23 protein-coding genes are annotated in these 25524 nt (G+C 42.6%); 2 read left to right on the forward strand and 21 right to left on the reverse strand.

Features of this window, described 5'->3' with window-relative positions:
* Window positions 1-231 precede the first annotated feature (231 nt).
* The 12 genes from NQ503_RS13180 to NQ503_RS13235 all read right to left on the reverse strand — a co-directional run bounded on the left by NQ503_RS13180 (window position 232) and on the right by NQ503_RS13235 (window position 13938).
* The gene (locus tag NQ503_RS13180; protein ID WP_044925735.1) at window positions 232-1401 is read right to left on the reverse strand and encodes a cation diffusion facilitator family transporter; all 1170 of its coding nucleotides are present in this window, start codon (window positions 1399-1401) and stop codon (window positions 232-234) included.
* Between the two features lie 329 nt (window positions 1402-1730).
* On the reverse strand, window positions 1731-3374 hold the full coding sequence (hcp, locus tag NQ503_RS13185) for a hydroxylamine reductase (protein ID WP_005425309.1): 1644 nt from the start codon (window positions 3372-3374) through the stop codon (window positions 1731-1733).
* A 190-nt stretch (window positions 3375-3564) separates the two neighbouring features.
* Window positions 3565-4305 carry a tRNA pseudouridine(38-40) synthase TruA gene (gene truA, locus NQ503_RS13190; RefSeq protein WP_044925733.1) on the reverse strand — a complete coding sequence of 247 codons (741 nt, stop codon included), beginning with the start codon at window positions 4303-4305 and terminating at the stop codon, window positions 3565-3567.
* 61 nt (window positions 4306-4366) lie between these two features.
* Window positions 4367-5170 carry an energy-coupling factor transporter transmembrane component T family protein gene (locus NQ503_RS13195; protein ID WP_005425301.1) on the reverse strand — a complete coding sequence of 268 codons (804 nt, stop codon included), beginning with the start codon at window positions 5168-5170 and terminating at the stop codon, window positions 4367-4369.
* Complete coding sequence (locus tag NQ503_RS13200) at window positions 5163-6050, reverse strand: energy-coupling factor transporter ATPase (RefSeq protein WP_005425300.1); 888 nt, start codon at window positions 6048-6050, stop codon at window positions 5163-5165. Before NQ503_RS13200 ends, NQ503_RS13195 begins: the two co-directional genes overlap by 8 nt.
* Window positions 6041-6886 carry an energy-coupling factor transporter ATPase gene (locus NQ503_RS13205; protein WP_005425299.1) on the reverse strand — a complete coding sequence of 282 codons (846 nt, stop codon included), beginning with the start codon at window positions 6884-6886 and terminating at the stop codon, window positions 6041-6043. Before NQ503_RS13205 ends, NQ503_RS13200 begins: the two co-directional genes overlap by 10 nt.
* A gap of 13 nt (window positions 6887-6899) precedes the next feature.
* Window positions 6900-7505 carry a ribosome biogenesis GTP-binding protein YihA/YsxC gene (gene yihA, locus NQ503_RS13210; RefSeq protein ID WP_005425298.1) on the reverse strand — a complete coding sequence of 202 codons (606 nt, stop codon included), beginning with the start codon at window positions 7503-7505 and terminating at the stop codon, window positions 6900-6902.
* Between the two features lie 18 nt (window positions 7506-7523).
* On the reverse strand, window positions 7524-9836 hold the full coding sequence (gene lon, locus NQ503_RS13215; protein WP_005425297.1) for an endopeptidase La: 2313 nt from the start codon (window positions 9834-9836) through the stop codon (window positions 7524-7526).
* An 18-nt stretch (window positions 9837-9854) separates the two neighbouring features.
* Entirely contained in the window at window positions 9855-11168 is a 1314-nt protein-coding gene (gene clpX, locus NQ503_RS13220) for an ATP-dependent Clp protease ATP-binding subunit ClpX (RefSeq protein WP_005425296.1), read from the reverse strand.
* Window positions 11169-11242: 74 nt separating this feature from the next.
* Window positions 11243-11824, reverse strand: coding sequence for an ATP-dependent Clp endopeptidase proteolytic subunit ClpP (clpP, locus tag NQ503_RS13225; protein WP_259892623.1), 582 nt, complete (start codon window positions 11822-11824; stop codon window positions 11243-11245).
* 53 nt (window positions 11825-11877) lie between these two features.
* Entirely contained in the window at window positions 11878-13164 is a 1287-nt protein-coding gene (tig, locus tag NQ503_RS13230; RefSeq protein ID WP_005425294.1) for a trigger factor, read from the reverse strand.
* 216 nt (window positions 13165-13380) lie between these two features.
* On the reverse strand, window positions 13381-13938 hold the full coding sequence (locus tag NQ503_RS13235) for a DJ-1 family glyoxalase III (RefSeq protein WP_005425292.1): 558 nt from the start codon (window positions 13936-13938) through the stop codon (window positions 13381-13383).
* 143 nt (window positions 13939-14081) lie between these two features.
* Here NQ503_RS13235 and NQ503_RS13240 point away from each other — a divergent pair, with 143 nt between their 5' ends.
* A complete protein-coding gene (locus NQ503_RS13240) occupies window positions 14082-14537 on the forward strand; it encodes a CYTH domain-containing protein (RefSeq protein WP_005425290.1) in 456 nt (151 codons plus the stop codon).
* Between the two features lies 1 nt (window position 14538).
* Here NQ503_RS13240 and NQ503_RS13245 read toward each other — a convergent pair whose 3' ends face one another.
* The 9 genes from NQ503_RS13245 to NQ503_RS13285 form a co-directional block, all read right to left on the reverse strand.
* On the reverse strand, window positions 14539-15006 hold the full coding sequence (locus NQ503_RS13245; RefSeq protein ID WP_005426023.1) for a hypothetical protein: 468 nt from the start codon (window positions 15004-15006) through the stop codon (window positions 14539-14541).
* A gap of 15 nt (window positions 15007-15021) precedes the next feature.
* The gene (locus NQ503_RS13250; protein WP_005426024.1) at window positions 15022-16578 is read right to left on the reverse strand and encodes an ABC-F family ATP-binding cassette domain-containing protein; all 1557 of its coding nucleotides are present in this window, start codon (window positions 16576-16578) and stop codon (window positions 15022-15024) included.
* Window positions 16579-16933: 355 nt separating this feature from the next.
* The gene (locus NQ503_RS13255; protein ID WP_044926162.1) at window positions 16934-18232 is read right to left on the reverse strand and encodes a dicarboxylate/amino acid:cation symporter; all 1299 of its coding nucleotides are present in this window, start codon (window positions 18230-18232) and stop codon (window positions 16934-16936) included.
* Between the two features lies 1 nt (window position 18233).
* Window positions 18234-19085 carry a dTDP-4-dehydrorhamnose reductase gene (rfbD, locus tag NQ503_RS13260; RefSeq protein WP_005427580.1) on the reverse strand — a complete coding sequence of 284 codons (852 nt, stop codon included), beginning with the start codon at window positions 19083-19085 and terminating at the stop codon, window positions 18234-18236.
* Between the two features lie 164 nt (window positions 19086-19249).
* Entirely contained in the window at window positions 19250-20308 is a 1059-nt protein-coding gene (locus NQ503_RS13265; protein ID WP_005427582.1) for an FUSC family protein, read from the reverse strand.
* Between the two features lie 828 nt (window positions 20309-21136).
* A complete protein-coding gene (locus tag NQ503_RS13270; protein WP_005427586.1) occupies window positions 21137-21922 on the reverse strand; it encodes a hypothetical protein in 786 nt (261 codons plus the stop codon).
* Between the two features lie 749 nt (window positions 21923-22671).
* On the reverse strand, window positions 22672-23064 hold the full coding sequence (rpsI, locus tag NQ503_RS13275; RefSeq protein ID WP_005427589.1) for a 30S ribosomal protein S9: 393 nt from the start codon (window positions 23062-23064) through the stop codon (window positions 22672-22674).
* A gap of 16 nt (window positions 23065-23080) precedes the next feature.
* Window positions 23081-23509 carry a 50S ribosomal protein L13 gene (gene rplM, locus NQ503_RS13280; RefSeq protein ID WP_005427591.1) on the reverse strand — a complete coding sequence of 143 codons (429 nt, stop codon included), beginning with the start codon at window positions 23507-23509 and terminating at the stop codon, window positions 23081-23083.
* Between the two features lie 269 nt (window positions 23510-23778).
* Complete coding sequence (locus NQ503_RS13285) at window positions 23779-24708, reverse strand: DMT family transporter (protein WP_117627632.1); 930 nt, start codon at window positions 24706-24708, stop codon at window positions 23779-23781.
* A 239-nt stretch (window positions 24709-24947) separates the two neighbouring features.
* Between NQ503_RS13285 and NQ503_RS13290 the strand changes: the two genes are divergently transcribed.
* Entirely contained in the window at window positions 24948-25511 is a 564-nt protein-coding gene (locus NQ503_RS13290) for a TetR/AcrR family transcriptional regulator (RefSeq protein WP_005427596.1), read from the forward strand.
* Window positions 25512-25524 lie beyond the last annotated feature (13 nt).

The following is a 25524-nucleotide window of genomic DNA, read 5'->3' on the forward strand; positions in this document are numbered from 1 at the left end:
TTTCAATTCTCTTACCGGGCTTTTACTTTTCACGTTATTGGAACATTCCGGAATTATTTATTCATAACATGAAAAAGGAAACAACAGTTACTTCTTCTTTGAAGCTCTCTGCTATTTCCTTTGAAGGTGCGATTATACCGTTCTACGCACTGAATATTGCCACGATTAGTTTATTATACCAAATCCATATGACCTGTCAAACTAAAACTTTTTGTATTGTCATCAATATTTTTAATAGTATTCATGATCAATCTGAATGACAGCGAAATATTTACTCCCCGGCAGTTCATGAATCCTTTCTTTCAGCCAGTTCACGATTTCATTATCTGTATAAGATGTTTTTCTCGGTACCTCCACATCAAAGATCAGATTCGTTCTGGTCGATCCCTTCACCATGCGGAAATCATGCATACTGAACGATTCATCCAGAAAATGTACCATCTCCTCAACTTTTGCCTTCATCGCAAGGACCTCTTTGTCATCGGTTACGATCGGATCCATATGAATCGTTGCCGAACAGTGCAGTTTTTCCTGCAGTTCATGTTCAATATGATCGATCTGTTCATGAATATCCTGAATATCTCCATTCACATCCACTTCAGCATGAAGTGAGATCATTACACGCCCCGGTCCATAATCATGCACGATCAGATCATGCACGCCATGTACCATTGAATGTCCCAGCACGATTTCCTTAACCTCATCGATAAACTCCTGTTTCGGCGGCTGACCAAGAAGAAGATCTATGGTTTCCTTCAGCGTAGAGCCTCCGGTATAAAGAATAAACAATCCTACCAGAATACCAAACCATCCATCAAGAAGTAATCCCGTATATTTACTGATCAGTGTTGCGATCAGAACCAGCGTTGTTGCAACTGTATCACTCAGGCTGTCCACTGATGTTGCCTTCATCGCTGCACTTTCTATCTTTTTGCTTAAGGAATGATTGTAAAAAAACATGTACAGCTTTACAAGAATCGATGCGATCAGAATGCCGAATACCAGTGCACTGCTCTCAATCGGTTCCGGACTTCGCAGTTTGCCGATGGAGGACCCGATCAGTTCAAATCCCATGACAAGAATTGCAACGGACACCAGAAGACCGGAAATATATTCCATTCTTCCATGTCCAAATGGATGCTCCGGATCCGGTTCCTGTCCGGAAAGCCGAAAGCCGATCAACGTGATGATCGACGATCCGGCATCTGAAAGGTTGTTGAATGCGTCTGCAGTAATTGCAATCGAACCACTGATCGTACCGGCAAGCCATTTTCCAAAGAACAGCAAAATATTCAGTCCGATTCCTACTGCCCCGCTTAATACTCCGTATGCCTGCCTTACCGATGGTTCTTTATAATTTTTACTGTCCTTGATAAAAAGTGATGCCAGAAAAGTAATCATACCCATTCCCTCCAAATGATCTGCCACTGTCTGCTATATGTGTCACTATTCACAGTAATCTTTATTTACGTACAAATTTGTGTGGCTTTATTATTCTTCGTACATACAAAAATGAGACTCCCTGTACAGCAAACAGAACGTTACTTTTACAGTAACTTTGCCATACATGAGTCTCGTTATTTAAGACAAGCCAGACCAGCGGTCAGGATGTTGACTTGCCACGCTGTGCGCCACTACTCCCTCATATAGATATATATGATTGATTCCTGTTGATTTAATCATATACAGGTGCGGTTAGTCAAGGGAAACATCATCTGATTCAAAATTTCTTATCCGATCAGATTTTTCAAATCCTCTTCCACGGTTCCAATTCCGCTGATTCCAAAGTTATCCACCAGAATCTTGGCAACATTCGGGGAGAGGAATGCCGGCAATGTCGGTCCCAGATGAATATTTTTCACGCCAAGGGAAAGCAGCGCCAGAAGCACGATCACAGCTTTCTGTTCATACCACGCAATGTTATACACGATTGGAAGTTCATTGATATCATTCAGCTCAAAAACTTCTTTTAATTTCAGTGCGATCACTGCCAGAGAATAGGAATCGTTGCACTGTCCAGCATCAAGGACTCTCGGAATTCCACCGATATCCCCCAGATCCAGCTTATTATATTTATATTTTGCACAGCCGGCAGTCAGGATCACGGTATCTTTTGGCAATCCTTTGGCAAAATCCGTGTAATAGTTTCGGGATTTTGCACGTCCATCACATCCTGCCATAACAACAAACTTACGAATTGCTCCGGATTTGACTGCTTCCACAATCTTATCTGCAAGGGCAAGTACCTGTGCATGTGCAAATCCTCCCACAATCTCACCATGCTCGATTTCTTCCGGCGCCGGACATTTCTTTGCCTGTTCGATAATCGCAGAAAAATCTTTTTCTTCTCCGATAGCACCTGGAATATGGGTGCATCCCGGATAGGAAGCTGCTCCTGTCGTGTACATACGGTCCTTGTAGCTGTCCTTTGGCGGCACGATACAGTTTGTCGTCATCAGAATCGGACCGTGGAAACGCTCAAATTCTTCTTTCTGTTTCCACCATGCATTTCCATAGTTTCCGATAAAGTTCGAATATTTCTTGAAGGCCGGATAGTAATGTGCCGGAAGCATCTCCGAATGTGTGTAAACATCCACACCTGTCCCCTGTGTCTGTTCCAGAAGCATCTCCAGATCACGAAGATCATGCCCGGAAACAAGGATTCCTGGATTTTTGCCAACCCCAATGTTGACTTTTGTGATCTCCGGATTTCCATAAGTCTCTGTATTGGCTTTGTCCAGAAGTTCCATCACCTTCACACCGTAACTTCCGGTCTCCAGTGTCAGTGCAGTCAGTTGATCTGCACTCAGGGAATCATCCAGAGTCGCTGCAAGTGCCCTCTGCAAAAATGCGTCAATCTCCACATCGGTATGTGCAAGTGCCGCCGCATGTTTCGCATAAGCTGCAAGGCCTTTCAGCCCGTAAGTAATTAACTCACGAAGGCTGCGGATATCTTCATTCTCTGTAGAAAGAATTCCCACGCGAGAAGCTTTTGCTTCAAAATCCGCTTCCGTCCCTTTCCAGAGTGCTGCTTCCGGAAGTACTTCTCGATTTTCCACTTTCCGGATCAATTCTTCTTTTGTCGCCAATGTATTTTTAATTCGTTCAATGATAGAATCTTTATCAAAATTCGCATTGGTGATCGTCGTAAACAGATTCACTATGATCATCTCATTTACATAGGCCTCAATCTCTTTTCCATCGAAACGAAGCTCCGTAGTCACTGCGCTTAATCCTTTTGTCACATAAACAAGAAGATCCTGCATTGCTGCTACATCCGGCTTCTTGCCACATACCCCTGATACTGTACATCCACTGCATCCTGCTGTTTCCTGACATTGAAAACAAAACATTTTATTTTCTTTATTTCCCATGGTTAAACCTCCTTATTGCGTTAACGTATATTCTATTTTCTTTGCAAATCTAATATAATATACATTCCACCTTAAAGATGTGGTTATAACCACGGATTGATATGATTCTACAAAATGAAATAAAAGAATTTTCCATAAAAAAAGACAGAACCTTAAGCCCTGCCTTGTTTATATGCATTCATTTAAATTTTTAATCAAAAAACTCAATTCCCATCAGTGTCAGTCCATGTGCGGGTGCAGTCGGTCCGGAAACCGAACGGTCACAGGCATCCAGGATCTTCTTTACACGTTCCGGCGGATACTGGCCGTTTCCAACCTGAATCAGTGTTCCAGCAATGATGCGCACCATGTTATAAAGGAATCCCTCACCTTTGACACGGATCGTTACGATATCACCATCGCGCCAGATATCGATTCCCGTCAATGTACGGACCGTAGATTTCACCTGTGCTCCTGTTCCACAGAAGCTCGCAAAATCATGACGTCCGATCAGATAGGAGGTCGCCTCCCGCATCTTGTCCACATCCAGCTTATAATGATAGAAATAGGAATACAGACGTTCCGTCGGAACTGGAAATTTACGGTTCAGAATGCGATATTCATATGTTTTCTCGCTGTCACAGTATCTTGGATGAAAATCCGGCTCCACTTCTTCTGACAACTGGATCCGGATATCCTCCGGCAGTCTCTGGTTCAGTGCATAGGAAATCTTTTCGCCCGGAATGCGTGTATTCGTATCAAACACTGCTACATTTCCAAGTGCGTGTACTCCTGCATCTGTACGGCTTGCACCCATGATCTCAATCTTTTCCCCCAAAAGATCTGTCAATGCATCATTGAGTACACCCTGAATGGTAATTCCATTCGGCTGAATCTGCCAGCCACTGTAATTCGTTCCATCATAGGCGACTACAAGTCCAACTCTTTTCATGTTTCCCTCCATTTATGGTAAAAATGGTTCTCGCCCTTACAGCAAGAACCATCTATTCTTCTTATAACCCGGCTACACGAAATCCAATTGCTACCGCAAGATATGCAAACAGGATCAGGTATGCAATGTGATCTCTCTTTTTGTATTTCAACGGTTTCATCTGCGTACGATTATCTCCACCATGATAACAGCGGGCTTCCATCGCCATCGCCAGGTCATTGGCACGACGGAAGGCTGAAATAAACAGTGGCACCAGCAATGGAACCATGTTTTTGACTTTCTGGATCAGATTTCCATTTTCGAAATCCGCACCACGGGCAATCTGTGCTTTCATGATCTTATCCGTCTCTTCGAGAAGAATCGGTATAAAGCGAAGCGCAATCGACATCATCATCGCAATCTCATGTACCGGAACATGAATCTTGTTTAATGGACGGAGACTTTTTTCCAGACCATCGGTCAGCTGGTTTGGTGTCGTTGTCAATGTCATCAGCGAAGAACCAATTACCAGATAAACCAGTCGGATTGCCATACGGACTGCCATGGAAAGTCCTTCCTTTGTAATCTTAAAGATTCCAAAACTCACAAGTGCTTCCCCTGGTGTCAGGAATATATTAAACACCATCGTGATCAGCAGGATCATAAAGATGGCTTTCAGTCCCTTAAAGATAAACTTCACCGGAACCGTGGAAATCAGGATCATTCCTGCAAGGAACACCGTCGCTACCGCATAACCGGCAATTGAGTGAAACAAAAATACAGAAATGATAAAAACCAGTGTCCCAAAAAGTTTTGTTCTAGGATCCAATTTGTGGATCACAGACTTCGCAGGATAGTACTGTCCAATCGTAATATCTCTAATCATTCTGGACTCCTCCTTTCAGCAAGGATGAGTTCATTTCCCGAAGTGCATGCAAAATATCCTGCTTCGCTTCTTCCACCGTTGTATCTGCTGGATCTACAGGAAGTCCTTTTTCTTTCAGGGCATGCATAATATAGGTAATCTGAGGAGCTGCCAGCCCCATCTCTTCAAGTTCTTTATAATGTGCGAATACCTTTTTCGGTATATCGTCAAAAGCAATCTTTCCGTGATTGACTACGATCAGGCGTTCCACATATTTGGCTACATCTTCCATGCTGTGTGATACCAGAATGATCGTAATGCCGCGGACTTTGTGAAGTTCTGCAATCTGATCCAGGATCTCATCTCTTCCCTTTGGATCCAGACCAGCCGTCGGCTCATCCAGAATCAGGATCTTCGGATTCATTGCCAGAACTCCGGCAATCGCAACACGCTTTTTCTGTCCTCCGGACAGATCAAATGGAGATTTTTTGAAATTTTTTTCTTTGAACCCAACCTGAAGAAGTGCTTTCTTCGCCTCTTCTTCCGCTTCTTCTCTGCTCTTTCCCTGATTCATCGGTCCAAAGCAGACATCCGAAAGCACGTCACTTTCAAAAAGCTGATGCTCCGGATACTGAAACACCAGACCGACTTCACTTCGAAGTGCGCGTCGATTATAGTTCTCTGCCCATACATCTTCACCATTGTAAGATACTGTTCCTGAAGTCGGCTGGATCAGTGCATTCAGATGCTGGATCAGTGTGGACTTTCCACTGCCTGTATGTCCGATCACACCAATAAACTGCCCATCCGGAATATTCAGATTGATATCCTTTAATGCATGAATCTCATAGGAAGTTCCAGGACTGTATGTGTATGTTACATTTTTTAATTCTATTGACATAAGGCATTTACCAACTCTTCCGTAGTAAGAATTCCATCCGGAATATCCACTCCGGACTGTTTCAGTTCATGTGCCAGCAAAGTTACCTGTGGCACATCCAGGCGATATTTTTTCAAGGTCTCTACCTGAGAAAAAATTTCTTTCGGTGTTCCTTCCATCACTACATGACCGTCATCCATAACCACAACCCGGTCTGCATCAATGACTTCCTCCATGTAATGTGTGATCAGAACGACCGTAACATTTTCCTGCCGGTTCAGCTGATGAACTGCCTCCAGAACTTCTTTTCGTCCATTCGGATCCAACATGGCAGTCGGCTCATCCAGAACGATACACTGTGGGCGCATCGCCATTACTCCGGCGATCGCAACCCGCTGCTTCTGACCTCCGGACAGTTTGTTCGGTGAATGATGACGATAGGCCGTCATTCCTGTTTTTGCAAGACTCTCATCCACGCGTTTCCAGATATCACCGGTAGATATCCCCATATTTTCCGGTCCGAATCCCACATCTTCCTCCACTACAGTTCCGATGATCTGGTTATCCGGATTCTGAAATACCATTCCGGCTTTCTGGCGTACTTTCCAGAGTTCCGACTCTTTCGATGTATCGATTCCATCAATCCAGATCGTACCTTCTGTCGGAAGCAGCAGTGCATTGATATGCTTTGCAAAAGTAGATTTACCAGAACCATTATGACCCAGTACTGCTACAAATTCACCTGCCTGAATGTCCAAATCCACACCATCAACTGCTCTCTGCGTAGCTTCTACATTTCCGTCCTCGTCATATCTTAAATAGTCAAATGCAAGTTTTGCCGCTTTGATGATTCCCATCTTTCTAGTCCTTTCAGGCTTCTTCGGAAGGCTCTCCACCGGTCAGAGATTCGATCAGTTCCCAGATCTCATCTCTGCCCTGCTTTGTCTCTGCTGAATAAGGGATAACTGTAGTTCCTTTTTTCAGCTGAAGGCCTTCTCTTATCGCTTTCAGATTCTTCTGAACCTGACTGCGTTTCAGTTTATCCAGTTTCGTTGCAATGATGATCGGCTCATATCCGTTGTGAAGGATCCACTCATACATCTGTCTGTCATTTGCAGAAGGATCATGACGGATATCGATCAGGAGAAAAACGGCTTTCAGATTATGTGAAGTATGAAGATAATTTTCAATCATCTTTCCCCATTTTTCTTTCTCGGCCGGTGTAACCCGCGCATATCCATAACCTGGAAGATCCACCAGATCAAGTTCATCATTGATCTTGTAAAAATTGATCGTCTGCGTTTTGCCAGGCTGTGCGCTGGTACGTGCCAGTGCTTTCCTGTTCATCAGTCCATTGATCAGAGACGATTTGCCAACATTTGATTTACCTGCAAATGCAACCTCCGGCAGACCGGTATCCGGAATCTTACTGGTAATACCGCATACGATATCTAAAACTGCACTTTTTATGATCATAAAATCCTCTTTCGATTATCAGGCAAGTGCTTCATGCAGCACTTCATTCATATTATCTACAAAGGAGATTTTCAGTCCATCAAGAATCTCGGCATCCATCTCCTGAATATCCGGTTTGTTATCCTTCGGTACCAGAACCTGCTTGATCTTGGCATATTTGGCCGCAAGAAGCTTTTCTTTCAGACCACCGATTGGAAGCACATGACCACGAAGTGTGATCTCACCGGTCATAGCCACATCTGCACGCACCTCTCTGCCGATAATTGCAGAAAGCATTGCAGTTGCCATGGTAATACCCGCAGAAGGACCATCTTTTGGAACTGCTCCCTCCGGAATATGTACATGGATATCATTTTCCTGGAAAAACTCCGGTGCGATTCCATATTTATCTGCCACTGAACGAATATAAGAAATACCCGCCTGCGCGGATTCTTTCATAACATCTCCAAGCTGTCCTGTGAGAACAAGTTCTCCCTTACCAGGCATTACATTAACTTCAATCTGCAGCGTATCACCGCCGACCTGCGTCCATGCAAGACCTCTTGCGATACCAACCTCATCCTTTTTGTTTGCCATCAGATAACTGTATCTGGCTTTTCCAAGGTAATTCTCCAGATTCTTACTGTTGACAGTCACCTTTTTCTGATCATTTTCCATGATCTCACGTGCTGCCTTACGGCAGATCTGTCCAATCTTACGTTCGAGTCCACGCACACCGGCTTCTCTTGTATAGAGTGTAATGATCTTCCGAAGTGCCGGAGTCTGAATCTTGAGTTTGCCCTCTGGAATTCCGTTTACTTCCAGCTGTTTTGGAATCAGGTGATCTTTTGCAATGTGTTCCTTCTCATTCTCAGTATAACCGGAAATTTCAATCACTTCCATACGGTCAAGGAGTGGACGCGGAATACCGTCCATGTCATTGGCTGTTGCAATAAAAAGTACCTCAGAGAGATCCTGTGGAACTTCTACATAATGATCATTGAAATGATTGTTCTGTTCCGGATCCAGTACTTCAAGAAGTGCCGCTGAAGTATCACCCTTATAATCACTGCTTGTCTTGTCGATTTCATCAAGCAGCATCAGCGGATTGCTGACACCAGCCTGCGAAAGAGCTGCTGTGATACGTCCGGGCATAGCTCCCACATAAGTCTTACGATGACCTCTGATCTCAGCTTCGTCGCGGACTCCGCCCAGACAGATACGTACATATTTCTTATGAAGTGCTTCTGCTACAGATTTCGCAATGGAAGTCTTACCGGTTCCAGGAGGTCCTACCAGACACAGGATCGGACTCTTACCGCCAGATGTCAGTTTACGTACTGCAAGGAATTCCATGATACGTTCCTTCACATCTTTCAGACCGTAGTGACCTTCTTCCAGGATCTTCCACGCCTCTTTAAGATCAGTGGAATCTTCCGATTTCTTATTCCACGGAAGTCCCAGAAGTGTCTCGATATAAGTACTCAGAACACTGCTTTCTGCCGCAGCATTATTCATACTCTTAAATCGGTCGATTTCTTTATTCAGCTTGTCTTTTACTTCCTGCGGTGCATCCAGTGCTTCCGCTTTCTGTCGGTATTCTTCCGCCGTATCCGCAGTATTCTCCTCACCGAGTTCTTCCCGGATCAGCTTCAGCTGTTCTCTGAGAATGTAATCACGTTGATTTTTGTCTACACGTGCCTTTAATTTACGCTGCAGGTCATGCCCGATCTGCAGGACTTCAATTTCATTATTCAGAATCACAGCAAGAACTTCGTACTGATTTTCCAGACTGACTGCTTCCAGAATTTTCTGCTTATTCTGATAAGTCAGTGGTACATTCACGGAAATCTGGGGAATCAACTCTTCCAGTTCTGTAATATTCATAATCTGCGCAGCCAGATCTTTGCTGATCTTTCCACTTTCCATGCAATATCTCTGAAAAAGTTCCTGAATGCTTCTGAACATCGCTTCTTTCAGAGACTTTGTATACTGCGCTCCATCCGGCTCAAAAAGTGCCGTCTCTGCTTTGAGAAACGGCTCTTCCTGTTCCAGACCGAGAAGTTCTGCTCGTTCAATTCCTTCTACCAGCACTCTGAGCAGATCATGTGGAAGTTTCACAACCTGCTTGATATAAGCAACCGTTCCCACCTGATACAGCTCAGACAACTCTGGTTTTTCTACTTCCGGATCTTTCTGTGTAACGAGAAAGATTTTCTGATCATGAAGCATTGCTGCCTCAATAGCCTTGATCGAACGTTCCCGGCTCACATCAAAGTGCACGATCATATCCGGAAGAATCGTTGTCCCACGGAGCGCAATTGCCGGAAGAATGCTAATTGGCTGTTTCATGTATCTTCAATCCCTTCTTTAAGCCGTCTCCGGCTTTCCTGTCTTTCTGGAACGGGAATTTCTTCTTGTGGTATTCTGCTGTACAGCAGGCTGTTCACCATGAACCACTTCCGGTTCTCCGGTTCCGTCTACTGCATCTTTTGTGATGATGCATTTGCATATCGTATTATCAGAAGGCGTACGGTACATCAGATCCATCAGGGATTTTTCCATGATGGAACGAAGTCCTCTGGCGCCGGTCTTACGTTCCAGGGATTTTCTGGCTACTTCTTTCAGTGCTTCTTCCTGGAATTCCAGCTCTACTCCATCCAGTTCAAATAATTTATGATACTGTTTGGTCAGAGAATTCTTAGGCTCTTTAAGAATACGGATCAGTGCCTCCTCATCCAGCCCGTCTAATGTTACTACGATTGGAACTCGTCCGATAAACTCCGGAATCAGACCATATTTGATAAAGTCTTCCGGCATAACGTCCTTCAGAATTTCTCCGATATTTCTTTCTTCCTGCACAGAAACATCTGCTCCAAATCCGATGGATTTGGTATCCTGACGGGCTTCGATCGTCTTTTCAATACCATCAAATGCTCCACCGCAGATAAACAGAATGTTTGTTGTATCAATCTGAATAAATTCCTGGTGCGGATGCTTACGTCCACCCTGTGGCGGTACACTGGCTACCGTACCTTCCAGGATCTTCAGAAGAGCCTGCTGCACACCTTCACCGGATACATCACGGGTGATTGATGCATTTTCAGATTTTCTTGTGATCTTGTCGATCTCATCAATATAGATAATTCCATACTGCGCACGTTCAATATCATAATCCGCAGCCTGAATGATCTTTAACAGAATATTCTCTACATCCTCACCGACATAACCGGCTTCTGTAAGTGTCGTAGCATCTGCGATCGCAAACGGTACATTCAGAAGACGGGCAAGTGTCTGTGCCAGAAGTGTCTTACCGGAACCGGTAGGTCCCAGCATCAGAATATTACTTTTCTGCAGTTCCACATCAAGATTCTTAGATGCGGTAATTCTTTTGTAATGGTTATAGACAGCCACAGACAGAGCCTTTTTGGCTTCATCCTGTCCAATGACATAGTCATCCAGAATCTTATGAATTTCTTCCGGTTTCAGCAAATTGATGTCTGAATCATAAACATCTTCTGTATCATACTGAGCCAGTTCCTCCTCCATAATCTCTGAGCAGATACCAATACATTCATCACAGATAAAAACACCTTCCGGTCCGGCGATCAGCTTGCGGACCTGGTCTTCTGACTTGTGACAAAAAGAGCATCTGACTTTTCCATCTCTCATTTTTTCTGCCATAAATAGTTCTCGTTTCCTTTCAGTTTGATATGGCACAAAAGGAACCCCCTGAAAAGAGGTTCCTTCTGTCTGCTTTATTTATGCTCGACAACACCATCGATCAGTCCGTATGCCTTTGCTTCTTCAGCAGTCATAGAATTATCGCGGTCTGTGTCTTTTTCCACTACTTCGTAAGGCTGGCCAGTGTTCTCTGCCAGAATTTCATTCAATGTCCGTTTGGTCTGGGCAATATGATCTGCTACGATCTGGATCTCTGTTGCCTGACCCTGGGCACCGCCTGACGGCTGATGAATCATGATAGTAGAGTGCGGCAGAGCAAATCTCTTACCCTTGGTTCCGCCTGCCAGAAGAAAAGCACCCATGCTGGCTGCCATTCCGAGACAAATTGTGGAAACGTCACACTTGATATATTTCATGGTATCGTAAATAGCCATACCAGCAGTTACAGATCCTCCCGGGCTGTTGATATACAGTTGGATATCCTTGCTCGGATCCTCTGCTTCCAGAAACAGAAGCTGTGCCACGATAACGCTGGCGCTTACATCATTTACCTCTTCTCCAAGAAAGATAATACGGTCTTTCAGAAGACGGGAGTAAATGTCATAGCTTCTTTCTCCTCTGCTTGTCTGTTCAATGACATATGGTACTAAACTCATATATAAATGCCTCCATTCGTCGATTCCAGTGGTAATTCAGAACGAACGCTTACTTAGGCTTCCTTTGCTTCGTCAGCAACGAGAGTTACGGCTTTCTGTACAGCCATATCTTTCTTCATCTGCTCTAACTCGCGGTCACCAAGCAGTTCTTTGATCTTCTCCACTTCCATCTTGTATGCATCAGCCATTTTCTTGAATTCTTCTTCAACTTCTTCATCTGTTGGCTGAATGTTTTCAACTTCTGCGATCTTTTCAAGAACAAGTCTTGTCTGGATTCTCTTCAGAGCCTGCGGTTTCATTTCTTCCTGCATTTTCTCAAGAGTCATTCCTGTGAACTGGAAGTACTGTTCCATAGTAAGTCCCTGGGACTGCATTCTTCTGGAGAAATCATCCAGCATCTGGCGAACCTGTGTATTCAGCATAGCATCCGGGATTTCCATCTGAGCGTTTTCGATTGCTTTATCTACAGCTGCATTTTCTTTTGCAGCACGTGCTTCTTTTTCTTTCTTTTCTGTCAGGTTCTTCTTGATGTCTTCTTTGTACTCTGCAAGAGTATCGAACTCAGAAGCATCCTGTGCAAAATCATCATCCAGTTCTGGAAGTTCTTTTGCTTCTACTTTCTTAACGTCACACTGGAATACAGCTTCTTTGCCAGCCAGCTCTTTTGCCTGGTATTCTTCCGGGAATGTAACTTTTACTTCTACGTGATCTCCGGCTTTAGCTCCAACCAGCTGATCTTCGAATCCTGGAATGAAAGATCCGGAACCAAGTGTCAGCGGGTAGTCTGTTCCTTTTCCGCCTTCGAAAGCTTCACCATCAACAAATCCTTCGAAATCGATTGTTGTGATATCACCGTTTTCTGCTCCACGGTCTTCTACTGTAACTGTTCTGGAGTTTTTCTCCTGTTCTTTCTTCAGTTCAGCTTCAACGTCTTCGTCTGTTACTTCTGTTTCAGACTTCGGAACTTCTACACCTTTGTACTCACCAAGAGTAACTTCCGGTTTAACAGCAACTTCTGCTGTGAAGATGAAAGCTTTTCCTGGCTCAGCCTGTGTTACATCGATTTCCGGCTGGGATACAATCTCAAGGTCGCATTCTTCCAGTGCTTTGCTGTAGTGTTCCGGAATCAGAGCGTTTGCAGCGTCTTCAAGGAAGATTCCCTTGCCGTACATCTGCTCGATCATTTTTCTTGGAGCTTTTCCTTTACGGAATCCAGGAAGAGTGATTCTTCCTTTTGCTTTCTGATATGCAGCCTGCATAGCTTTCTCTAAATCTTCAGCAGAAACCTCGATTGTCAGTTTCGCCATGTTTTTTTCCAGTTTTTCCACCTGTAAACTCATGTTTCCTGTTCCTCCTTAATTTTCAGGTTAGACTTCTTATAATCGTAACTGATCCAGTTACTTATATTCTACCTATAATCTTTATCCCTGCGCCTGTTTCCTATAGTCCAGGCCCTGTATCTTCTCATTAAGAGATACAATTACAGTCATTATCGTAGTATAGCACAACGTTTTTAAAAACACCAGTATTTTTTATGAAAAAGCCCTGTTTTTCCTTTATTTTCGGCTATAAACCACAGATTCAGCAATTTCATCTGCCTTTTTTTCTCCCAGAAGCTGTCCGATTAGGCTAAGTGCGAAATCCACTGCCGTTCCAAGTCCTCTGCTGGTCGTCACATTACCATCTACAACAACGCTCTCCAGTGAACGCTCTGCACCTGCAAGTCCATCCATACAGGATGGATATGCGGTTGCTTTTCTGCCTTCCAGGAATCCGAGAGAAGCAAAAACAGTCGGTGCAGCACAGATAGCAGCTACTTTACCGCCCTTTCTGTAAAAGTCCGCAAGCAGGTCACGAAGCGACTGATATTCATTCAGATATTTTGTTCCCGGCATTCCTCCCGGAAGTACCAGCATATCTGCATCTGAAAAATCCGTTTCTACAAATACCAGGTCTGTCAACATGCTGATTCCATGTGAGGTCGTGATCTCTTTTGATTCCTTGATCGAAACTGTTTTTATATCAATGTCTGCACGCCGCATCAGATCCACCACGGTCAGACCTTCAATATCTTCAAATCCATCTGCCAGAAAAATATATACTTTTTTGCTCATAAAAAACCTCTCCTTTTTATATCTTTTTGAAATTTTATTTCATTATTTTAGTGCGTCATTCTGTCATTCAGTATAGCATTTTTGCCCTGAAAGCGATATACTAAATCCACAAAATAACTGAGTTTTTTAAAGGAGAAACATATATGGAAATCGAAAGAAAATATCTGATAGAAAAAGAACAGCTTCCGGAGAACCTCTCCGACTATCCATTTCACAGAATCGAACAGGGATATCTCTGTACTTCTCCTGTTGTCCGTATCCGTCGTCAAGATAATGAATATTTTCTCACATACAAATCAAAAGGCCTCATGGCCAGAGAAGAATATAATCTTCCACTGACGCAGGAGGCCTATGAACATCTTAAACCCAAATCAGATGGGCTTGTTATCTCCAAAACCCGTTATCTGATTCCGGAAAAAAACGGGCTTACGATCGAGCTGGATGTTTTTCATGATGATTACGAGGGACTACTGCTCGCAGAGGTGGAATTCCCATCCGAGGATGCAGCCAACGCTTACACCGCTCCGGCATGGTTCGGCCGTGATGTGACCTTCTCCTCTGATTATCACAACAGTACATTAAGTAAGGGCAGGAGATAATTTATTCTTTCTCATCTACATTCTCATCTTTATTCATATCTGCATGCTTTTTGACCGGAGCATGCGCCATATCGTCATCCTCTGTCATCAGAAATTTCCGGATGGCAAAGAGGATTGCGATCGCGATCACACCGATCAGTGTCTGTGATGGTTTCATATGTTCCACTACCATCTGTCGGGCTGTTGCAAACATCAATACTTCAACAACTGTCTGTGCTGAATGTCTGCAGAGCATCTTTACAAACTCAACTCCGACTACCAGAGATAACCCATTTGCAAGAAATGTTGTAAAGAAATCTATGTCCATGTCCATGATCTGTATTTCTGTGATCGTAAAGATCAGGCGGATCCCAGCCAGCGCGATCACAATCAAAATAATGATTGAAAGTACGATTTCCGTATAGCGTGCGACATTGTATATCCCCTCGTTGAAACATTTACGAACCTTGTGGTTTAACTCTTTCTGCATAAATCCTCCTGTTATTTAGAATACCTTCGTAGTCCATTTACTCATATCCCAGACTTCATTTACTACATCCTGGTAGAATTCCGGCTCATGACAGATCAGAAGGATGCTGCCTCTGTATTCTTTGAGTGCACTCTTTAAGGCTTCCTTGGCATCGACATCCAGATGGTTGGTCGGCTCGTCAAGAAGAAGGACATTCGTATCTCTGTTGACCAGCTTACACAGACGGACTTTTGCCTGCTCACCACCGCTCAGGACACGAACCTGACTTTCGATATGCTTGGTCGTCAGTCCGCATTTCGCAAGAGCAGAACGGATTTCATACTGTGTATATGATGGAAATTCCTGCCAGAGTTCTTCAATACAGGTCGTCTTATTATCACCCTTCACTTCCTGTTCAAAATATCCAAGCTGGAGGTTTTCACCTCGCTCACAGCTTCCTTTCAGAGACGGAATCAATCCGAGGATGCTCTTGAGAAGAGTCGTCTTTCCGATACCATTGGTTCCGACCAGAGCAATCTTCTGTCCACGTTCCATTGTAAAGTTCAGTGGTTTGGAAAGCGGCTCATCGTAGCCGATCACCAGATCATGTGTTTCAAAGAGCATTTTTCCCGGTGTTCTTCCGTAGCGGAAATTGAATTCCGGCTTTGGTTTCTCTGCTGCCAGTTCGATCACATCCATCTTATCCAGTTTCTTCTGTCTGGACATTGCCATGTTTCTTGTAGAAACGCGGGCTTTATTTCTTGCAACGAAATCTTTCAGTTCACTGATCTCCTGCTGCTGACGGCGGTATGCCGCCTCGAGCTGTGCTTTCTTGACTGCATAAACTTCCTGAAAATGATCATAATCACCTACGTAACGGTTCAGTTCCTGATTTTCCATATGATAAATGATGTTCACCACTTCGTTAAGGAATGGAATGTCATGAGAAATCAGGATAAATGCATTTTCATAATCCAGAAGATATCGCTTCAGCCATGCGATATGTTCTTCATCAAGATAGTTGGTCGGCTCGTCCAGCAGAAGAATGTCCGGTTTCTCCAGAAGCAGCTTGCCAAGAAGGACTTTTGTTCTCTGACCACCGCTTAAGTCTGTAACATCCCGGTCAAGCCCCAGATCCAGAAGTCCGAGTGCTCTTGCAACCTCTTCAACCTTGGAATCAATAACATAAAAATCATGCAGGGTAAGTTCATCCTGAATTGTGCCGAGTTCTTCCATCAGCACGTTCATTTCTTCCTCATCTGCGCTTCCGAGAAGATCACAGATTTCATTCATGCGCTGTTCTTTCTGAAGCAGCGGATCAAATGCAGATTTCAGGACTTCCTGGATCGTCATTCCTTTCTCCAGGACTGCATGCTGGTCAAGGTATCCTGCGTGAACATTTTTTGCCCACTCTACTTTACCTTCGTCCGGCATCAGTTTTCCTGTCACGATACTCATAAACGTGGACTTACCTTCACCATTTGCGCCAACAAGTCCGATATGTTCTCCCTTAAGAAGGCGAAAAGAAACATCTGAGAAGATTGCTCTGTCACCAAAGCCATGGGTCAGATGTTCTACATTTAATATACTCATATAGTATTCTCTCTTTCATTTAACTGATCTATACGGACTGCTGTGCGTATTTGCACTTCTGCAATCCTGATATCTCGTATTATAGCCGAAGCCATATGACGAATGCAACCGGTTTTATGTATTACAGAACAAAGCGGACAAGTCCGCTTCAAACTCCCTGAATCCCTCAATCTTTGAGGGACTTGCTACGCTTTGCGCGCCAGATGCAGTCTGCTTCAGCAGACATATTCCTCATGCATCTGGTCGCATCCTCGCGGAGCGTTTTTATGTAATAGGAACATTACAGAGTAATTTCCTATTACATAAAAAACGACCATACATCATGTACAGTCGTTTTTTACAGATCACTCTGCTTTTATTCTGTTTCGTTAAAGACCTTCTTATCCAGAGCACCGTTCTGATGTGCAACGATCGTTGTGCAGACAGCGTCACCGGTGATGTTGACTGCTGTTCTTGTCATGTCCAGGATACGGTCGATACCCATGATAAGACCAATTGCCTCAACCGGAAGTCCTACAGAGTTGAATACCATCGTCAGGGTTACAAGACCAACGCTCGGTACACCGGCAGTACCTACGGAAGCAAGTGTTGCTGTTCCGATAACCGTTACATAATCCATCGGGGTTAAGTGGATACCAAATGCCTGCGCCGCAAAAACAACAGCCACGCCCTGCATGATGGAAGTACCATCCATGTTGATGGTCGCACCAAGCGGAATCGTGAAGGAAGAAATCTTCTTGGAGACACCAACCTTCTTGGAAAGGGTATCAATAGACATCGGAATGGTCGCATTGGATGTAGCAGTTGAGAATGCGAATGCCATAACCGGGAAAAATTTCTTGATAAAACGAATCGGATTCAGACCGGTAAAGATCTTGAGCAGGATCTGGTATACACCGAAACACTGGATTGCCAGGGCAAGCAGTACACCGATCATATACTTCGCCAGCGGAATAAATGCACTGAAACCGATATTTGCAAAGGTACGGCTGATCAGACAGAAAACGCCGATCGGGGCAAGGCTCATAATCATCATGGTCATTTCCATCATAATGTCATTGAACTGGCTGAAAAAGTTTGCTACGGTCTCTGCACGCTCTCCCATCTTCGCGAGGATCACACCTACGATCAGGGCAAATACGATAACCTGAAGCATGCTTCCGCTCGCCAGAGAATTGATCGGGTTGTCCGGAATGATGTTGAGGATCGTATCAGTGAGTGACGTTGCTTCCATGGTTTCCACGGATGCCGCAGAACTCTGGATCGCGCTCATGTCAAGTCCGACACCAGGATTGATCAGATTTCCGACACCAAGTGCAACGCAAACTGCCAGTGCAGTTGTTGCAAGGTAAAATGCCAGAGTTCTCACACCTACGGTTCCGAGCTTCTTGGTATCTCCGATCGCCATACTTCCGCAGACCAAAGAGCAGAATACCAATGGTACGACCAGCATCTTCATCAGACGGATAAATCCCTGTCCGATGACATACAGAATGCCCTCAACAATGACATCTTTCTTAAAGCTGCTGTCCGGAACCAGATAACAAAGTACAATACCCAGAATTGCACCAGCGAGCAGTGCAATAAAAATCTTTGTAGTCAGTCCGAGAACTTTTTTATTCGGAGCTTTTGCTTTTACGTTTTTTTCTTTCATATCAATCCTCCGTTCTTTCATCCATGTACTCTTTCAGTGATTCTTTCCAGTCCGGCATATCATACACTTCAATGATACGAAGGATAAAATTATCCAGAACCGCGTACGGTGGTCTGACTGCGGAAAGGTCTGACTGCTCTGTCGGAACAGCTCTCAGCTCTATATCCTTACCTGCAAGTTTTAAGATTTCCTGCGCAAATTCGTACCGGCTGCATACACCTCTGCATGTTACATGGTAGGTTCCATATTCGTTGGTGCTGATCAGATACATGATCATCTTTGCCAGGTCTTTTGCACTGGTCGGAGAACCAAACTGATCGGATGCAACAGAAAGTCCGTTTCCTGCTTCTGCCGCTGCCAGCACGCGGTTTACAAAGTTGTGTCCACCATGTCCGTACACCCAGTTACTTCGGATAACAAAATGCTTGTGCGTAAATTCTTTGACATAGTTTTCTCCGGCTCTTTTGGATCTGCCATATACTGTCAGCGGATTGGTATCATCAAACTCTGTATACGGTTTCTTGCTCTGTCCGTCAAAAACATCATCTGTAGAAAGCTGCACGATCTTAGATCCACATTTACGGGCAACGATACTTAAGTTTCTTGCACCGAGGGCATTGACACGGTACGCATGTTCCGGGTTCGCTTCACACTCATCGGTGTCTGTGATACCAGTACAGTTGATGATGACATCCGGGCGGTTGACTGTACCGAAATTGATGACTTCATCAGTATCTGTAATGTCCAGTTCATCAAGATCTGTGTTCAGTGCTTCAATCTGCATTGGATCAAGCACATCATTCAGGGCGCGTCCAATCTGTCCGCTGGCACCTGCAATCCATACTTTTAACATATTATTCCTCCTTCATAAAAAGAGCGTTGATTCAGAATAAAAATCAACGCTTTCTCAATCTTTATATCCTTTAATATGTTACCAATTCAGCATTTCTCTGTCAAGAAAAAACACATGACAGTTCTGTATATATCGTTATTTTGGTTACTGTTCACAGGTAATATTTATGCTTCTGCACTTTGTCTTACCATAAATCTGTCAGCCAGTTTGTCAATTATCTTATTGCAAATTACGGTATAGGCCGAACCAAATACATTTGCGCCGATACGAAGTGCAACCGCAGCCGGCATTCCAAATAATCCTGCAGCAATGGACAATGCACCAAAAGTATTGAATACAGTCTGCCATGCATATCCTGCTGAATATCCAACTCCAATTCCACCAATCATACCAATATACGGATACATTGACTCCGGAAGCACCAGGTACAGCACGATAAATATCGCACAGCCTACTATATTAAACTGCCATCTGCTTCCTGATCTTGCAACGCAGTCTTCTGTAAATGGAAGGCATACTGACATACAGGCAATTCCTGCCCACATAGCTCTTGGAAGTCCAAGAAGATTCATAAACAGCATCGCACTTGATACGATGAATGTCAGTTTCAGATACCACCTGCCACGCGCTGAATGAAGATCAAATTCTCGAAACAGATCAAAAAAGGTTCTTCTGTACAGTCTGTTTTTCTGATTCTTGTAGAAAATGATCATACACAAGATCATACCTACCGCAAGGCCTTCCACTCGCTTTATGTATGATGCTCCTGTCACATCATAGCCAAGCAGAAGTAAATACCCCAGTACAAAAGTGGAATGATTATACATGATCACATTGTGGCATCCAAGAATCATCAGAAGAAGAATTGCAATCACATTTACTGCAAATGCAGGTACTGGTGACAGTGTGTTTGCAAAACGTGGTGCCGTCATCAGAATAGCAAATATTCCGGCAATAGAGAGCAATCCATGTGATGTGCGGATTCCAAAGTCTGCCTGTCTGAGCACAAGCACCGCAAGCAGGACAGTTACACCTACGACACTGTTATCATTTCCAATAAACTTGCTATACAGCGATACCACCGCAACACAGAATATCATTACCAGATAGACTTTAAAATTATAGATTAAAATATGTCTGCGTTTTTCTTTCGGGTCAGTGGTGTTTTTGATCAGCTGCTTCGAACCGGTCGAGCTCAGCTGAAGTTCCTGATAAAAAGTCATAAAACTCGCTCCTTTCGTACACTAGCTTTCAAATTATTTTTAACAAAGTGTAGAGAACTATACCGCAAAAGCGGCGAAAGGTCAAGAGGGGATTTTTTAATCCGGAAACCAGAGAGTATTGGGGGATAAACTCCTTCTTTCTGATATTGTTCCCTAATGCCTTGGCAGTGCATCTTGAGCTGCTCTTCAATAACTTTTGCGGATTACTTAATTCTCAGCAGTGCATCTTCATTCGCACTTTAATTACATTTGTAGATCACTTAGTTTTCAGCAGTGCATCTTCATTTACATAGTTAATTCGTATGCAGATGACTTATTTCTGTCAACTATGAACAAACGCATCCTCAACTTGTATTTTCCATATTTTGAAGATGATCCCTAATAAGCAATTGTATCTTGTTTTTCTTTTTGGGGCACTTGAAGATGCTTGCAGCCCGATGATTGCATCTTGCTTTTTCTTTCTATTGCACTTGAAGATGCTTGCTGCCTGGTGATTGTATCTTGCTTTTCTTTCTATGGCACTTGAGGATGCTTGCAGCTTGGTGATTGCATCTTGCTTTTCTTTCTATGGCACTTGAAGATGCTTGCCGCCCGATGATTGCATCTTGTTTTTCTTTCTATGACACTTGAAGATGCTTGCTGCTTGATTAGTGTATCTTTATCTTGCTTTCTTTGCAAATTAAAGATACTTCCCTACAAATACTTGCATCTACAATTTGCTTTTCTTTGATCTGCAGATACCTTCTTATCCCAAATATCATCTTCATAGTAAAAATACTCATCATTGCAGATACTTTTCGTAGCAATTTAAAGTTCAGCTACAGTAATTTATAAATATTTCTCTACTAATTTTTCTAATATATTCTGATTAAGCATACTTTGTTCCGTCTCAAATGTAAGAATCAATCGTTCCCCAGGATAAATCCCATTTTTTTGATATAATTCTATTTTTCGAACAGCATTTCTTGCATATTCTTGCTTATCCATCATCCCCTCATGTTCCCAATATATCTCTTTCCCTGTTTTTGAAGACAAAAATGTAAAGTCAGGATAAACAGTGCCATACCCCTTCAAATATAATGGTTTTTCATACTTATACAAAATATTCTGCCTGTAAAAATAATCTGCCAGAATCTTCTCGAATTTTGATCGTACTCTTTCTCCATTTTCAGTTAAAATCATAGGTGCGCCCTCTTGAAATTCTTTCCCTTGATATGGTGCTGCAAACCATTTTTGAAGATTATTCTCCCAGGTATCATCAATTGGATTTATTAATTTCTTTCTGTCAGGATGCAAGGAATCATACATTTTTTTCATTTTCTCATCCGCATCTATTTCCAACATTTTATTTATTTTAGCAAGCTGCTCTTCTGCTATGTTTATGATGGAGCTATTGTATGCCTTTTGAGCTAATTGCTCTCTTAATATCATATTTCTTTTCGGTATATAGATGCCATTTCTATCATGTACACAATGATAATAGCGGCATCTGTTTTTGTGCTTTGATATTCTGAGATTGCCTTCCGGCATATGCTCATTCTCTTTTTTTGCCTTTGCAATTATCTCTTTCAATCGTTTTTGCTCCTCACGTAAAGCATCTTTGAATTTTTGCATAAATCACTTTCTCCTTTATTGGTTTTATTTATTGGTTTTATTTATTGGTTTTATTTATTGGTTTTATTTGTTCTCTCTCATTTAATTTACTGTTTTCCATTCGCAAATTTATAGCTTATTCAATTGCTATTTTTATAAAACTTAAACTATGACTCAACTTGATAGTCCTTAAATTTAAAGATACTTTTTTGCATCCTGTTATATCTTCATTTGCTTCTCAATTCCTCATGTAGATACTTTTGTTAATAATTGTGCATCCTCAACTATTTTCTCTATACTTTTGCAGATATTCTTCATATATCAGATACCGATAAATGCATCCTTAATTTATCTTGCCCTAAACCCGAAGATGCTTTGCCATATTCAATTGCATCCTCATGTTATTTTTCCATTGTTTAAAGATGCTTTATCATTCTCAATTGCATCCTCATGTTATTTTTCCATTGTTTAAAGATACTTTATCACTCGCGATTGTATCCTTTTCTTACTATTACTATGGTCCGAGGATAACATCCGCCATTAGATTTTATCTTTATTACTTTAACTTCCCTTTTGAAGATACTTTTTTTGCTATTCTATTTTATTAATATAATTTAGGATTTTTTTATTGAAATTTATTTTAACTGATTTGAATTGTTTGAATTATGAATGAATCAATGCTTTGAATATCAGAAGATATTAGATTAATTTTAGAAAAATCCCGGAAGCATATTGCTCCCGGGATAGATAATACAATATTGAACGATAAATTATCGTTTAGAGAACTGCGGTGCTCTACGAGCTGCTTTGAGACCGTATTTCTTACGTTCTTTCATACGTGGATCACGTGTAAGGAATCCAGCAGCTTTAAGAACTGGTCTGTATTCAGCATCTGCTTCAAGAAGGGCTCTTGCAACACCATGTCTGATGGCACCAGCCTGTCCTGTGTATCCGCCACCTTTAACGTTAACGAGAACGTCAAATTTTCCTTCTGTTTCTGTTGCAGCCAGTGGCTGACGAACGATAACTTTCAGAGTCTCTAATCCGAAGTATTCGTCGATATCTCTTTTATTAATTGTGATTTTGCCTGTACCAGGTGTAAGGTAAACTCTTGCGATTGATTTTTTTCTTCTTCCTGTTCCGTAGAATTTTGCGCTAGCCAATGTCTCCTACCTCCTATTAAAATGTTAAGGTTTCCGGTTTCTGAGCTTCATGTTTGTGCTCTGGTCCGGCATAAACGAAAAGTTTCTTGTACATGGTTCTTCCCAGAGGTCCTTTTGGAAGCATACCTTTAACTGCCAGCTCGATAACCTTCTCCGGTTTCTTAGCCATCATTTCTTTTAATGTGGTTTCTTTCATTCCACCAACATAATCGGAGTGATGATAGTAAATCTTCTGATCCATTTTCTTACCAGTTACTTTAACTTTATCAGCGTTAACGATGATCACATAATCACCTGTATCAACGTGTGGTGTGAACTGCGGTTTGTTCTTTCCTCTTAATACGCTAGCAACACCAGATGCCAGACGGCCCAGTGTACAGCCTTCAGCGTCAACTACATACCATTTTCTTTCGATTTTATCTGGATTAGCCATATAAGTCTGCATGGTTTTACCTCCTGTTATTTATCAACGATAGTTTGTGTAATTACGGTCATCCGTAATATCATATATAAAATTCCTGGTGAACAGTGCAAATCTATACTGCGGAAATGTCCGAAACCGCTGATAAAAACACCTTTGCCGGGGCTTTGGCTCAGGAGTCATCGCACTATGTCACATTGGGTTATTCTACTATAAGGGCATTCATATGTCAACAGTTTTTTCCATAATTTTTACGATTTTTTACGCTGTATTTCATGTTCGATCATCCATGGTCACTTTCCACTGTTTACCACATAAATTCCAACACTTACAAGCAGAAGTGAAAGCAATCCCAATATTCCGGATGCCTGATCTGTTTCGCCCAGCAGAAGTGCCGAAAGAAGCACGCCAAATACCGGATTCATAAATCCAAATACTGTAACTCTTGAAACCGGATTATATTTCAGAAGAATGCCCCAGAGGGAATATGCCACTGCTGAAACCAGCGCCAGATAAACCAGCAGTCCGATTCCACTTGGTGTCACTTTTGTAATATGTCCGCCCATAACGCCTCCTGCTGCCATAAGCACGATTCCTCCGATAATAAACTGATAAGCACTGAGCATGACCGGATTAAATTTCTGAGAAAATTTCTTTACAAACACCGAAGAAAATGCATAAGCGATCGTAGAAAAGAAAATGGCTCCCTCTCCTGCAAGACTGAACTGAAAGTTCATTCCATTCAGATTAATCAATACTACTCCTGCAAATCCCAGAATACAGCCGGTGATTTTTCTTGATGTAATCTTTTCCTGATGAAACAAAAATCCGGCTACCAGAATCGCAATAAATACATTCACCGCTTCTATAATAGAAGCTTTTACTCCACTGGTATGTGCAAGTCCCATATAAAAAAAGAAATACTGAATGATCGTCTGAAGCAGACTTAACCAGATAATTTCTTTTGCTGCTTTTCTCTCCGGACGTAAAAAACGTCCCTCCATTACACTTCCAATCCCAGCTGCCAGAATTCCTGCCAGCGTGAATCTGCAGCCGGCAAAAAGGATCTGCGATGCCGTATCCGCTGCATCGACTTCAAACAGCCGATATCCAATTTTGATACAGGGAAATGCACTTCCCCACAACAGACAGCATAAAAGTGCGCCAAACCAGACAACAACTGTTTTCTGCATCCATTCCTGTTTTATTTTTAATCCACTCATATATATCCTGCCTCCGATGTTCATTATATCTGACCGTTCACAACAACTGAGTAAACAGTAATTGTATCCTAATTTTCTCACCAGTGCCAGTAACTGTCAACCTTGCAGACATTCCGTTATCCTATTATAATAATAAACAGTTACTGCTCACTGGCACTATCCCGTGAAGTGTTTTGTCATAAATATGGCAAAATCCCGAAATATGCACTTCAAAACCAACACACAAACGGAGGAATCCCATGTCAAATATCACCAAACATGCTCTGGCAGAATCCCTGAAAAAACTTCTTCTCAAAAAGCCGCTGAACAAAATCACGATCAACGATCTGACCACCGACTGTGGCATCAGCCGTATGGCTTTTTATTATCATTTCAAAGATATCTACGATCTGGTCGAATGGGCATGTCTCGAAGAATCACGTAAAGCTCTCCAGGGAAAAAAGACCTATGATACCTGGCAGAAAGGACTTCTTCAGATTTTTGAAGCAGTCTATGAAAACAAACCTTTCATTATAAATGCTTACAACGCAATCAGTCGGGAACAGATTGAGAATTTTCTCTTCCAGCTGACCCACGACCTGATCATGAGTGTCGTCGAAGAGCAGGCAAGATCCACTTCCCTTACGCAGGAACAGAAAAGTTTTATCGCAGATTTTTATAAATACAGTTTTGTCGGCATCATGCTCGACTGGATCCGACAGGGAATGAAATCAGACTATACCGACATCTGGAAAAACATGTGCATCACAATCCATGGAAACATCACAAATTCTATTCAAAACTTTACAAAACATGCCAAATGATAAGTTTTTACTC

The organism is Blautia obeum ATCC 29174 (genome assembly GCF_025147765.1).
Classification (GTDB): Bacteria; Bacillota; Clostridia; order Lachnospirales; family Lachnospiraceae; genus Blautia_A; species Blautia_A obeum.

Coding starts and splice junctions, on each gene's coding strand:
- NQ503_RS13180 (WP_044925735.1), bottom strand. CDS start 1,401: ATGATTACTTTTCTGGCATCACTTTTTATCAAGGACAGTAAAAATTAT.
- hcp (WP_005425309.1), bottom strand. CDS start 3,374: ATGGGAAATAAAGAAAATAAAATGTTTTGTTTTCAATGTCAGGAAACA.
- truA (WP_044925733.1), bottom strand. CDS start 4,305: ATGAAAAGAGTTGGACTTGTAGTCGCCTATGATGGAACGAATTACAGT.
- NQ503_RS13195 (WP_005425301.1), bottom strand. CDS start 5,170: ATGATTAGAGATATTACGATTGGACAGTACTATCCTGCGAAGTCTGTG.
- NQ503_RS13200 (WP_005425300.1), bottom strand. CDS start 6,050: ATGTCAATAGAATTAAAAAATGTAACATACACATACAGTCCTGGAACT.
- NQ503_RS13205 (WP_005425299.1), bottom strand. CDS start 6,886: ATGGGAATCATCAAAGCGGCAAAACTTGCATTTGACTATTTAAGATAT.
- yihA (WP_005425298.1), bottom strand. CDS start 7,505: ATGATCATAAAAAGTGCAGTTTTAGATATCGTATGCGGTATTACCAGT.
- lon (WP_005425297.1), bottom strand. CDS start 9,836: ATGAAACAGCCAATTAGCATTCTTCCGGCAATTGCGCTCCGTGGGACA.
- clpX (WP_005425296.1), bottom strand. CDS start 11,168: ATGGCAGAAAAAATGAGAGATGGAAAAGTCAGATGCTCTTTTTGTCAC.
- clpP (WP_259892623.1), bottom strand. CDS start 11,824: ATGAGTTTAGTACCATATGTCATTGAACAGACAAGCAGAGGAGAAAGA.
- tig (WP_005425294.1), bottom strand. CDS start 13,164: ATGAGTTTACAGGTGGAAAAACTGGAAAAAAACATGGCGAAACTGACA.
- NQ503_RS13235 (WP_005425292.1), bottom strand. CDS start 13,938: ATGAGCAAAAAAGTATATATTTTTCTGGCAGATGGATTTGAAGATATT.
- NQ503_RS13240 (WP_005425290.1), top strand. CDS start 14,082: ATGGAAATCGAAAGAAAATATCTGATAGAAAAAGAACAGCTTCCGGAG.
- NQ503_RS13245 (WP_005426023.1), bottom strand. CDS start 15,006: ATGCAGAAAGAGTTAAACCACAAGGTTCGTAAATGTTTCAACGAGGGG.
- NQ503_RS13250 (WP_005426024.1), bottom strand. CDS start 16,578: ATGAGTATATTAAATGTAGAACATCTGACCCATGGCTTTGGTGACAGA.
- NQ503_RS13255 (WP_044926162.1), bottom strand. CDS start 18,232: ATGAAAGAAAAAAACGTAAAAGCAAAAGCTCCGAATAAAAAAGTTCTC.
- rfbD (WP_005427580.1), bottom strand. CDS start 19,085: ATGTTAAAAGTATGGATTGCAGGTGCCAGCGGACAGATTGGACGCGCC.
- NQ503_RS13265 (WP_005427582.1), bottom strand. CDS start 20,308: ATGACTTTTTATCAGGAACTTCAGCTGAGCTCGACCGGTTCGAAGCAG.
- NQ503_RS13270 (WP_005427586.1), bottom strand. CDS start 21,922: ATGCAAAAATTCAAAGATGCTTTACGTGAGGAGCAAAAACGATTGAAA.
- rplM (WP_005427591.1), bottom strand. CDS start 23,509: ATGCAGACTTATATGGCTAATCCAGATAAAATCGAAAGAAAATGGTAT.
- NQ503_RS13285 (WP_117627632.1), bottom strand. CDS start 24,708: ATGAGTGGATTAAAAATAAAACAGGAATGGATGCAGAAAACAGTTGTT.
- NQ503_RS13290 (WP_005427596.1), top strand. CDS start 24,948: ATGTCAAATATCACCAAACATGCTCTGGCAGAATCCCTGAAAAAACTT.